Source organism: Actinoallomurus purpureus (assembly GCF_024055795.1).
Lineage (GTDB): Bacteria > Actinomycetota > Actinomycetes > Streptosporangiales > Streptosporangiaceae > Actinoallomurus > Actinoallomurus purpureus.
The window spans coordinates 916,656-929,725 of record NZ_JAMXMY010000001.1 but is presented as its reverse complement, the minus strand read 5'-3'; the positions used below and the strand labels follow the sequence as shown (position 1 = coordinate 929,725).

Here is a 13,070-nt window from a genome sequence, read left to right as displayed (position 1 = left end):
CGCTGGTCGTCGTTCAACGGGCACCTGGAGATCAGCGCCCGGCCGCACACGGTGCGCTATGTCACGACGACCGAACAGGAAGTTCTGATCCGCAACGACATCGCGGACACCGTGATGTTCCGCGACGGCGGCGAGCACGGGAGCTCGGCGAGCGTCACCCCGGGTCTGGCACTGGGCATCGAGATCGGTGAGCATCTGGCCACCCCCAGCGTCGAGGTGCCGAAGATCTCCTCGGCCCGTGGTCACGGACACACCGTGGGCGTGGAGGGTCAGACCAAGAATGCGACCATGCGTAAGGACCGGCTGGTCCGGTACCGCACCGAGTTCCTCATGACCGTCGCCCTCCGGTCCGACCGAGGCGACGTGACGGTCACCAAACCGGTCCTCGGGGAGCTGGCCGTCGGCCGTGAGCACGCCGTGGAGTTCGAGCGCCGGGCCTTGGGCGGAAAGCCCACCGGTTCCGGCCTGGTGGGACCTGGTGAGTTCGAGGTGCCCGCCGGCCGGGCCGAGCGGGCGCCCGCGCTGCCGCCGCGCCGCCGGACCCCCTTCACCGAGCGGCTCAGGGACAGGTTCGGCGGCAGCACCCCGCCCGCGCCGTACCCGCCGGGCGGTGTGCACGGCGTGGACGAGCTGTTGTGGCTGGCCGAGCGGGGGCCGATCGAGATCGCCCTGCCCCCGAAGTACCACGACGGGCAGGCGCCCACCGGGCTGCCGTGGTCGGCCGGCTGGCGCGCGCTGCAACTCGGGTACGACGGCGTCACCTGGGTCCTGATGGGCGAGGAGAACTCCCATCTGGTCTCGCGGGCCGAGGGACCGGGCAACGCGCCGTGGCGGTACGTCGTGGACGACGAGGCCCATGTCGTCGGTGCCCTGTTCATGGAGAAGTCGCCGACGGGCGCACGGGAGCCGCGCGGGTACGTGCCCAACCCTGCGCCGCCGACAGCAGCGGCGCAGAGCCGGGGCGATGCGTCGGAGGAGCGGGGAGACGAGAGCACCGAGCTGGTCAAGGCGCTGCGGGCGGCCCACATGGACGCCCTCGCCGAATTCGTCGCGCGCGGCGGCGTGCCGCAGGTCCAGCTCACCGACGCGCTGCTGCGGCAGCTGGACAAGTCCAACACGGACCAACCGGCACCCTGGGCTCGGGCCGTGGCGCTGATACGCGCGCGGCCGGAGAGACCGGTACTCGCCGCCGACGGCCGGCCGCTCGCGAACGACGACGCCGCCGAAGGCAGCGCACCGGTCGTATCGCCGGAGGCGCGGTTCGTCATCGACAGGGACGGTCGGGTCCGCGGTCCGTTGCGGCCGTGGCGTGGGGTGCACCCGCGGGAGCCGAAGGCACTGGCCGCACGGATGGGCCTGGGCCGGAGCATCGTGCGTGAGACGCCTGGCCTGGAAGAGGCGTATCGCGAGGTGCGCGACGCGCTGGCGCACCAGATGCGCTCGGCGGGCGTCGCGAAGCGGCTGTCGGCGGCCGAGCAGCAGCACCTGGACAGGGTGCTGGCCATGAAGTTCGGCGTGCCGGGACTGCGCGGCGCCTATGCGGCTCTGATCGACGGTGGCGTCTCCCACGAAATCCCGGTCGGCGACCACGTCTTCACCGTCACGCTCGACGCCGAGCTGCGCGCCTTGCGCCGGGAACCGGTGGCCGAGCGCGGCGTCACGCTGGATTCGCAGCGCAAAGGCGTCGTCTCGATGGACACCGAGGAGAAGGCCGGTCTCGCACTCGGCGCCGGCACCGACATTCGGGCCCGGGTCAGGGTGGACCACGGGTTCAGCCTGGACATCAACGCGCTCAAGCTGAATTTCAAGCGTTCCTGGACGCACAAGGTCATCGACACCACGGGAGTCAAGGAGTACCGCCGCGACCGGACCGCCGGGGACGTCACCCGGTTCGAGTACGAGACCGCCTACACACTGGCGGTCACGACCCGGCGGGCCTCCGAAGGCGTGGTCGCGGCCCAGGTAAAGGAGTTGTCCGGCGAGGGGTACTGGACCGCCGTCACCGTCTCGGACGCGCACCTGCCGGACAAGCCGATACCGGCGGACGAGCTGCTCGGGGTCGGCCAGGTCACGGTGGAGAAGGGCCGGACCTGGTCTCGCGGACCACGCCCGAACGACGACGACGCCGTCGCGCGGCTGGGCGCCTGGCCGGGGGAGGAGAAGGGCGAGGAGTTCGACCTGACCAAGAAGGGCCTGTCCGGTATTCAGGTCGGCCTCATCGGCGTCAGCGAGATCTCGACGCAGCTCGCCGAGATGATCGCAGAGCACCACGAGGCATCGTGGGTGGGCGCGAAGGCGGACGCGTTCCAGCAGGTCCTCGCCAAAATCGTGCCGTCCGGCGGCCGGTACGGCGCGGCGGAGCGGATCTTGCGCGTCGGCACACAGACGTTCCTGGAGGCGAATGCACGGGCCATGATGAGCAAGCGGGGCCTGGTGGTTCCGCTGCCGCCGGCCGGCGACGGGTGGCAGCGGGAGGTCAGGATCCGCGTGCGGACCTTCAACGCCCGGCACGAGAAGACGGTCAAGGGCGGCACGCTGGAGCAGTACACCGAGGCCGATCTTCGCTTCGGCGAGCAGAACGAGGTCACCGACACACTCGACGTCTCCGGCGGCCTCAGCGGGGTCGGGCGGATCGGCGCGGCTCCCGCCGCGGAAGGTGAGCACACGGCCAGCCAGAAGTCGGCCAGCCAGGTCTCGGGCGGCCTCACCGGGGGCGGTGACGCGTCGTGGGCACGGCACAGCAGCGAGCTGGGCGGTGGCCTGGACCTGAACCTGGGCACCTACAGCGGGGACGGCGAACTGGTCGGCGCCGACCCGGTGTACACGATCGAGTACGTGCGCTGGCGCCGCCCGCGCAGGCTCCCGGAGCGGCCCAAGGGGAACGTGCTGCGCAAGGAGCGCCGGGGCCTGCCCACACCGCTGTTCTACGCGGTCACCCGCCACGTGAAGATCGACCGTGGCATGGACATCCTCGCGCCGTACGTCCGCGCGGCGGACCACGGCCTGCCTGTCCCCGCCCGCGATGACCTGCCCGCCAAGCAGGGCGAGCGTGGCTACCTGGACCAGAACCTCGCACTGGCCGTCGCATACGTGGAGAACGTCGACGCGGACGGGGTGCGCGACAAGATCATCGAGATCCTCGGCGGGGGCACCGATCCGGAGATCGTGCGCGCGGTGGACACGGCGTTCTCCGAAGAGGCGATTCGCGCCCAGTTCGGCATCGCGCGCCGGGGCGGCATCCGCCAGATCTTCAATTTCCCGGCCAAGTACTGGATGAACTACGGCGCCTGGGACGACATGAAGATGTCCCCGCGGACGACCGGCACCGTGCATACCGGGATCCGCGTCACGGTCAGTAAGGAAGAGGTCGAATACCAGCGGCCCCGGCCCGACGTCAAGGTGACGACCGGCGGGCAGGCCTTCGATCAGGAAGGCCAGGCCCGCAGCAGTGGCCGCACCGGCCGGGTGGCGGCCTTCCTGCACGGCCGGTCGGCGGCCGCGCCGGGCGGCCTACGTCCGGCCGCTGAGGTGAGCGGCGGCTACGAGCACGGCAGCCGGTCGAAAGTGGGCACGACCAGCGTCGGACGCGACATCCGGCGCGCCACCGCGCAGGACACCGCCCAGGAGTTCACGCACAAGGTCACATACCGCATCGAGGTCTTCCACCGGTACACGCCGGACGAGCTCATCCGGCGGGCCAAGCAGGCCCTGACCGCCGTGCCCACCCTGATGGAGGTGCTGTCCCGGGGTGAGAGCCGCCGGATGTGGCCTCGTCTGTACCCGTCCGACCGGTCCTCGGCAGCGACGGTGGAGGTGGACGGCGAGGCGACGGTCCTCGTGCCGACGCACCTCACCACGACGACGGCCCGGCCGTCAACGGAACCGGTCGCCGAGCCCGCAGAGCCCGCACCGGTCGCCGAGTCCACGAAGCCCGCACCGGTCGTCGCGCGCACGCCGGCGTCGGCTCCCTCGGCGCTGGCGACCGTCCTGGCCGAGCACGTGCAGGCGCTGTCGATGCCGGGCGCCGAGAAGCTGCCGCCGTGGGCTCCGCTCGCGGCGGTCCCGTGGCGCCGCGTCGACGAGAAGGCGGTGGCGCGCGGCGTCGAGCCGATCGTGGAGGAGTTCGCGCCGGGCACCCAGGACGGATTCACCCTCGACCTCGCGCTGAGCGAGCGCAACCTGCGCGCCAACATCGCCGCGCTGCTGGCCGGCACGTACCGCGTCCCGCTCGTGAACGGCGAGCACCTGACCGTGCGGCTCGTGCCGAACCGGGCGCGGTGGCTGACGCGGGGCGGGTACACCGCGCTCAACTTCCCCGAGCACGCCGCCGAGCCGGAACGCGAGTACGAGGAGCACCGGGGCTGGAGCGCCAGCGCCGAGTTCGACCTCGGCCGTCCGGTCGGCCAGCCGTTGCAGGAGGGCGCGGAGCGTCCGCTGCTGGATCCCGGCGTCGCCGGCGACAGGGGCGGCAAGACGGTCCGCGTCAAGAAGAACTCGACCGGTGACTACGTCGAGTCCAACCGTCAGCGCGCCGGCGACTTCGACTACTACGTCTTCGACGCCGAGTACCACATCACCGGTCCGCACGGCCATCGCGTAACCGTCACGAACAAGGACGGCCTGGTCGGCATGCTTCCGGCCACCGTCGTGGAGCGGCTCATCGCCGCCGATCCGCATCTGGCCCTGGAACGACCACCGCTCGGCGAGGACCGGCTTCCCGCCCAGTGGGCGAAGGACGGCACTCTGCCGCCCGACGCCGCGGCCCAGGTCGTCGAGAGGGCCGCGGCGCACACCGCTGGGAGACTACGGCTGTGGACCCGCGCGGAACACTTGGCGACCGCTTCCGAGACGGCACGGCGGCTCGCAGCCGACCGCGGCATCCCGGTCGAACTGCTCGTCCGCGACCCCGACGGCTCGATCGACCGCCACCTGGTGACCGTCCCGCCGGTCGAACATGAGCCGGTCGAGCATCCGGCTGTCGAAGTACCCACGCACGACGCCGCACAGGAGGCGGCCGCACCATCGTCGGCCGTCCGGCCTACTCCGACGGCAGCCGACGAGCGTCATGGGCCCGTCGCCGCGCAGAACACGCGCAAGCCGTTCACGCTCTCCCTGGACAGCGACGCGGCCAAGCCTAGGCAGGAATCGGCCCCGTCCTCGGCCGGCGGGTCGCGTAGCGCCCAGAAGCCGAAGCCGATGGCACGCCTCGATCTCGAGCCGACCCTGTCCCCGGCCCAGATGCTGGAGAAGCGGCTCGGCAAGGCGCTCGGGCTGGGTGGCAGCAACGCCCCCGACTGTGTCGCACGGATGGAGAAGGTGCGTGCCGAGTTCTTCGGCCCCCAAGTCACGCGTGACGACTCCGCGTTCTACCAGTCGCGGCGGCAGGACTCTCTCGCGGCCGCTCTGGGCGGTGACTGGCGGCCGGTGGAACCCTCGCTCGGCACCGTCATTGAGCGTCTTGAAGAGCTCGGTCACGGCGCGGCAGCGTTCGTGCTGACGTCACCGCCATCGGAGCGCAGGCATCGGCATGGGTTCGTCCTGCGTAACGAAGGCAAGACGGTGTTCCACATCGAGACCCAGAATGCCGAAGGGGAGAGGGTCACGCCGGCGATCGAGCAGACGCAAAAGCCGATCGACAAGGCGGAGCCGTTCGCCGGGGTACGGGTGATCGTCGTCGATCCCTCAGGCCATGCGGTGCCGCTGTCCGAAAAGGAAGAGGTGGTAACGGCGGCGACCACCGTGGAGGCGCTGCTCCACCCGTCACCTGACCTGAAGTACGGGAGAGCCGGGGATGAACTGGAGATCGGTGTCATCGTGCACCGCCACGACGGTAACCCCTGGAAGGGCGACGTGGTCCTCATGGAGGACCCGGATCTGGGCCTGAAGCTGATGACCGATACCTGGACGCTACCGGTGGCCGGGGGACGCTACTTCCCCTCCCGGAAGGCCGCAGAGGCGGCCGGCCTAGGGCCGGTGACCTTCGTAGATGTCAAGGTCATTGAGATCGTGTCCGACCCGCACGGCGTCATCATGCCAGGCGAGAACAATCTGCGCTCCGCTGAGGAGGCGTTCGCGAACAAACGAGCTCTCATCGCGAAGTTGAGCACGGCCCGGCCTCCGCGCGATCTGCTGGGGCGGCGGGGCGTGCTGGGGCCGAATCAGCGGGGCACCCCGCTGAAGGAGCTGTTTCCGCCCAAGAAGGGGGGGCGACAGAAGCTCCACTATCCCGACGTCACCCTTATGGTGGGGCCCGACGGCGTGAAGGGTCTGGACTCGATTTACGGGCAGATCTCGGTGGGCATCCCGTTGGAGGGCTACTCGGCCTTCCTGCGGGTCGTCGTTGAGAAGTTCTTCACCGATAGGACCCTGCACCGGTATTTGGACCTCAGCTCGAGTTTCGCCCTCAAGATCGCTCGCTGGTTCGTCGAGAGCGGTACGGGAAGCGAGGTCGACAAGCATGCCGTATCCGCGATGGACTTCACGCCGGATGTGCTGGCGCTCAGGGAGGCCATGGTCATCTTGGCCTCGCATGTCTTCGCCCAGGTCGACACGCAGCTGTTCGACGGCAACCGAGCAAAGAACCAGGTGTTCGGCACCCTTCGCACGAACTTCGCCGGAATCAGGTCTCTCCTCTCCCCGGACGCCCAGGACTTCCTTGATCGCAAACGCGACAAGATCAGGCGCGAGCTCGAACAAGTTCTCAGGAAAGAGTTCGGTAGAGAACGTCTCAAGGATCTCCGGGTGGTGGAAAGGCGCAGATCCGCTCCGCGGGATGTCTTCGACTACGCGCTGCAGTATCGGACGGACGTGTCGCTGGGCGACTGGGCCGACAACCTGCTGTGGCCCGAGGATCGCCGTCGTCTGTACGTGGATCAGAACACGGGCATGAACGTCCGTACGAACTTCCCCCTCCCGGACGACAACGGCGGGCGCCTGAAGCATCCTCTTATCGTCGTGGAGTGGCGCGACATCTCGGAAGAGTCCGAGCTCACCCTCGATGAGATCAAGGTCAGGTCGGAAGCCGCCGAGAGTTTCGCGCGGTGGGCATACCAGGTCAAGGAGCGGCTTCAGAATAACGAGAAGAGCGAGGAGGGCAGGGTCTACGTCCGTGCGCTGAAGGACGCGGTCAAGGCTCTGGGCGAAAGGCCAAAGGGCCACGACTTGGTTGGGCGGGTTCGCGTCCTCCTGGACACCGTTAACGGTGCCTTCGAGCGGCTTCGCGAACCGATCACCAAGGGCGAGGTGACCACCAACTTGCTTGCGGAAGCGGTGCTCGCCCTGCACGCCTTCCGCCGATTCGGCGACTGGAGGGCCGGATCGCTCCGACAGGCGCTCGAGGCCATCCGGTCCGACGTCGCACGGACCACGCCAAACAGTTTCGGCTATGCCGATTCGGTCACCATTGTCCAGAAGGCCGATGGCCTGATCAAGGAGCTCCGTGGCCGGGAGTCGAGCCACCTGTACCTGGAGTTCTTCCCCGGGCAGGAACTCCAGCCGCATCAGGCCGACGGCCTTACCGATTTCGCGAAGCATGTCGCCGCGCAGGTCACCGCGAACAGGGGGCGCAGGTTGGTCGTACGGGTGGAGTCGCCCGGCGTCAGTGCGTCTCCCAGCTCTGCGGGTGGCGAGAACCCGGGCGTCATCATCAGTCAGCTACTCGTCCGAAAAATCTGGGATCTGGGTATATCGGACGCGATGGTCGGGTTTATGGTGTGGGATCCGCCGCGCGACCGGTGGGCGAAGGTTGCCCCCGGTGTGTGGCCGGTGTGGGTGTCGATGGAGCCGGCTTCCTATTTCGGAGACGCCGCGCTGCCCTACCGACCGGGCGCGGTCGATCCGAAGGTCGCCCCGGCCATGGACGCGGAGAGCAACGCCGATCCGAACGGGTGGGTGTCGCTCAGCACGTTCGGCACCCAGGGCGGGAAACCGGTGTGGTCTGGCGCCGTGGGCGGGCAGCGCCTGAAACGGTCCGCCGAAGAGTCCAACCCGGACGCACCGGCCGCGACGCGGCCCCGCGTCGGCTCAGCGGAGAGTGCGGTGTTGACCGCCCTGGAAGAACTCAAGGACTCCCTCGCTGAGGAGCGCACCGCCACCGGGGTGTCCGGATCGGAGCCCGCACCGTCGGAAACGACGGCGAGGGGCTGGCAGCCGGCGTCTGCGGTGGAGGTGTACTGGCGGGAGCGTTATCCGGAGCATTCACTGGACGCGATCGCGTTCTTGCAGCGGAACTACGCGGACCTGCTCGCGTTGAACTCGGTGCAGTTCAACGCCGGTCAGGAGGGTTATCTGGTCAACTGCGTGAACGTCGCGGTGGCGGTGGCCACGAAGCTGTCGACGGGACAGGAGTTCACGCCGGCGCCTTCGGACGGGCGGCGTGAGGACTCGCTCCTGGAGCGGTATTTCGGTGCACCGTTCCGGCGGCTGAGCGGGCCGGACCAGATTGTCGATCTCCTGGTCGCGGAGGGGCCGGGGGCGCACGGCATCGTGGGCGTGTACCGGCCCGACGGCACAGGTCATGTGTTCAACGCCATTTATGACGCCCAGCTGAATGCCGTGGTGTTGCTCGACGGACCGTCCGGGAAGCTGGCATCGGTGTCGCAGGACACCGTCTACGGTTTCATGCTGACCGGTCATGAACGGACCGACGTGACCGTCCCGTCGGAGGACACTTCCGCGCTCGCCCCGAACGCCACCGTACGGCCGGCACCGGCGTCCGGAACCCCCCGTCCGAACGCGCCGGCAACGCACGGCCCGGATCGCGCGGTTGGTGACGCGCCGGTCCGGCCCGGGTTCGGTTCGGGTGGTGTGCCCGCCGGTGTGCGCTGGGCCCAGGTGCGGTGGACGCAGTCGTGGGGACTGCGGTTGGACAAGGCGGGCTCACTGTACGAGGCGGTGCTGTCGGCGAGCCGCGGCCAGGTCACCGTCGGCGGTGAGACACGGGAGCTCGCCGACGTCGACGCGTTGCGTCGCCTCCTCGGCGAGCGCATGGACGGCCGGCCTCCGGCAGAGGACGCTGACTGGTGGCAAAAGGTGGTCACGGCTTACCGCTCCGCCGCCCGGGCCAAAGTGCTCGCGCAGCCCGGTCACGGTGAGTCGCCGGCGGAACAGGCACGGCTCACCGAGCAGATCGAGGCGCAGGCCTGGCAGCAGGTCCAGGCCAGCGTGTCTCGCGCCGGCTACTGGGAGGAACTGGGCGATCAGGTCGCCCCGCCGCTGATCAGCGAGTATCTCGGCTTGAGCGTGCTGATCGTCGCGGCCGACGGGCGGATGAGCTCGTACGGGTCGGGATCCCCGTCGGTCGTGGTCGTCGAGATCGAGCGCTCCGGAGAAGCGTCGCGGTGGCTCGGGCTGCCGGCCGGCGTGGGCTCGGTGTTCGCCGGGCTGTCCGGTGGACAGGTCGTCCGGGCCGCCGCCCTGGGGATGAGCTTCGTCGGTCCGCGCGGTGGCGACGCCGGCTTCTTCGACGCGTTGATCGCCGCGGGTCGTGCTTCGGGGGTTCCGCTGCAGTTCGATGACGCGGTCGCGGCGCGGAGTGCGCTGGTGCAGCGGATGTATTCCCCCGCGGATTCCGACGACTGGAAGTCGATCTCGGAGGCGTACACAAGCGCCCGGGCGCAGCGGGGAGGCCGGGATCCGGGCGACGGGTCGCCGACCGGGGTGGAGCGGCAGGAACCCCAGCGGCCGGACGGTGAGGTATGGCAGGAGCTCATCGCCGGCATCCAGGATCCGGAGGGCGGGAACGCGCTGCCCAGTCGCCTGTGGCCGTTGCTCGCGCACCGTTATCTGGGCGTCGGCATCCGCGTCGCCACGGCGGACGGGCGTGTGACCTCCTACGGCGATGAGTCGATCACGCTGGCCCTGGTGGCTCGGGACGATCAGTCCGGGGACGCGTGGGTGGGACTGGCGCCGCTGACGACGCCGCCGGCCATGGGCGCCGGCACCCGTCCGGCCCCCGTCGCCGGTGGCCGGCGCGAGCCGGACACGGACCACGGCCTCGCCCTGGCGCCCGCGGATGGGCCCGCGGAGCCATCGTCGGCATGGCAGGGGCCGGTGCCGGCGGGGGTGAGCGCCTGGCAGCGGCAGTGGGTCCAGCGCCATTGGAAGCGGTTCGCCGAGGTGCCCGCTGATCGCGATCGGTTCTACAACGCAATCCTGCAGGCCGCAGGCGGCGAGGTCTTCGTCGACGGGGCTTTCGTCAGGGACGCGGCGCAACTGCGCGGCCACCTGGTCGAGGCGATCAAGAAGGCTCAGGACCTCGATCTGTGGCTCGTGGTGCGCAGAATCTACGAGCAGGAGCACCGGACGACCCGGCCGGCCGAACGTGATCATGCCGGATCGGGCTCTCACCCCGAGGATTACCTGGCGCTGACCAAGCTGATCGATCAGCGGTTCGACAGCGGCCAGGCGTTGCGCGACATCATCACGAGCATCGCCGACCCGGACTTCTGGCCGAGCCTCGCCGACGAGGTCGCGCCGTTCTTCCTGAACCTGCTCGGCCTGGCCGTCCGTGTGGTCCACCCGAGCGGTGTCGTGGGCAGGTACGGGCGCGGCCGGCCGGTCTACGTCGCCTCGATCGCGGCCGAGGCACGGCACTGGGTGGGGTTGCCGCCGTCGGCCACGCCCTTCGCGGCGAGTTCGGCTCTGAACGGGCCGAACCTTGCCGACCCCCTGCTGGTCCGGCTGTCGCAGGCGATCGATGCCCGTAAGAAGGCGATCGAGGACACGGTCGCGGCGCAGACCGCCACGGACACCACGATGCGGAACCCGGCGGGTCCCGCCGGCGCTCTCGCAGCGGCGTACGCGGCCGATCCCGTCTTGGACCGGCTCAGGAAAGCCTGGGCGCACTGGGCGGCGCACGCCACCCCCGGTGGGGCGCCCGTACCCGCCACGTCCGGCGTCGCCGGGCAGTGGGAACCGGATCAGCTCACGACGCTGGTCGGCGAGCTGGCCGAGTCGTTGTCGCCGGCCTGGGCCGACGGGCGCGGCGTTCGTACGGGCCTGGGCCTGACCTTCGTCACCGAACTGGCCGAAGCCCTGTACCCGCGCTCTGGTGGCGGCATCCGCCCCGCGGGGATCTCCGCCGAGGCCGTCGACGACGGCGCGGCCCGGCCAGGCCCGTACGGCTGGGGAGTACCCGCCACCGAATGGGTCGCGGTGCCTTCCCTGTCTGAGCTGATCCGCGTGGTCCCGGCCCGGGGCACGGCCTTCTTCATCGACGGGCTGCGGATACGGGTGCTGGTCAACACGACGAGCGGTCTTCGGCTCGTCGAGTTCGACCCGTACGATTCGGCTCCGGCGCGGGTGGTGGCACCGATGCCGGGCCCTTCGCTGGCCACGCCGGTGCACGGGCTCGCCCTGGCCGTCGGTCCCGACGGGCGCACGATCCCCGCCGAGACGCTCGGCAGCCCGTTCCAAACGGCCGCCGGCACGATCGGGGCCGCCGACCTCCTGGCGGATGCCGAAGGAGCATCGGCGACGGGGGTGCCCTCTACCGCAGGCGATCTGGCCGCCCCCGGCGTGGCCGGCAGCGATGGGCCGGCAGCAGGGACCTCCGAGGTCACGGCCGGGCATGCGCTCTCCGATGAGCCGAGCCTGGCCCAGCAGGCGTGGGCGGGTCAGCAGCGGGCGCAGGTGGGCGCCGTCCCGCTGGGGGGCGGCTCTCTCTTCGGCGCGGCGATCGAGGCGGCCGGTGGAGAGTTGCTGGGCGTGGCCGATGAGATCGAGCTACGCAAGAAGCTGGCCGAACGCATCCGGCGCATGGCGGCGGCGTCGGCCTTGGTGGACTGGCCGCTGATCCATGCGGCGTTCGTGTTCGAATCGGCTGAGCGGATCGTCGAGGAGAACCTCGGCTATGCCCCGGACACGGTCGAGGATCTGCGGGGGGTGAACGCCCAGGTCAGCCGCCACGTCAACTCCGGTGCGGCGTGGAAGTACATCGCGACCGCCTTGGAAAGGCCGGGGCATTGGGAACAGATCGTCGATCTGCTGGCCGTGGACCTGCTAGGAGAGGCGCTGGCCGACGATGCCGGTGCGAGCCTGCTGGTCGTCGACGCCGACGCGCAGGTCCATCAGCACGGTGATCCGGCCGGCCGGCGGATCGTGGTCGCCCGCATCAGCGGGGGGGCCACCACGCCGTCTGGGTGGGCGGCGGTGGTGCCCGAAACCGGACACGAGCACGAGGCGTTCGCCGCCGCGCGGATCGACGGCAGCGCCCGGCTCACCTCCCGCGACTCTGCCGGTGTGGCCGCCGTCCTCAACGACGCCCAGCAACAGGCCGCCACCCTCGCAGGGCTGGACGTCGTACCGACCAGGCCGGGCGGTGATTCCTTCTACACCGCGATCTTGGCGACGATGGGTGGCGGTTTCCTGCTCGACCGTGAGACGTTCATCAGCACTCACGAACAGCTCCGGGCGGCGCTGACGAAGTGGTGGATCGAGCGCCCCGATCTGGTGGACTCGAAGACGCGGCAGGAGATCCACCGGATCGCCGATGCTGAAGGCGTGGGCCACGATGAGGTCGTTGACTCCGCCATCAACCTCACCGGCCCGGCCGACTACGACATCGTCCGGGGTCTGATCGGTTCCTACCTCGGTTTCGAACTGCACGTCATCGATAGGGGCGGCATCGACACCAGCCACGGGATCGGCCGGCCGATCACCATCGCCCCGGGCACCGACCAGCACGGTGACGTCCAGTGGGCCGCGCTCGCCCCGCAGGTTTCCCCGGCATTGAGGTACGGCACGCAGCTGCCAGGTCTTCCCGACCTGACGGGCCTGGACACCTGGTCGGCCACCGGCCCCCGGTGGGAACCCCGCCACTACGAGAACCTCAAGCCTGGGACGCAGAAGAAGGAAGATCCCTGGCGCGAGAGCAGTCACTGCACCACCGCGTACTGCGTGTCCGTCGCCGTCGTCTACCGCTGATCGCCGGCGGACCGGGCGGAGAAGTCCGACGACCGGCCGGCCGACGAGACCGTGGAGCGGTTGTTCGAGATTTCGAGACCTTGCCGCGCGGTGAGCGGTTCGGCAACGGCCACACTGCGCGGCAGGTGTTCCAGCGCATGGGTCAA

The 13,070-nt window shown here is 70.0% G+C and carries 2 protein-coding genes (1 of these 2 only partly in view); one reads left to right on the top strand and one right to left on the bottom strand.

Annotation, left to right across the window (positions count from 1 at the left end; translation table 11 throughout):
- A protein-coding gene (locus tag NE236_RS04295; protein ID WP_252840452.1) for a toxin glutamine deamidase domain-containing protein crosses the window boundary here: on the top strand, positions 1 to 12,924 show its 3' portion. The gene continues 15,747 nt to the left of window position 1, outside the view; only the last 12,924 of its 28,671 coding nucleotides appear in the window; its start codon lies beyond the left edge, outside the window; it ends in the stop codon at positions 12,922 to 12,924.
- Here NE236_RS04295 and NE236_RS04290 read toward each other — a convergent pair.
- Positions 12,915 to 13,070, bottom strand: coding sequence for a hypothetical protein (locus NE236_RS04290; RefSeq protein ID WP_252840451.1), 156 nt, complete (start codon positions 13,068 to 13,070; stop codon positions 12,915 to 12,917). The two genes, NE236_RS04295 and NE236_RS04290, sit on opposite strands and share 10 nt — an antisense overlap.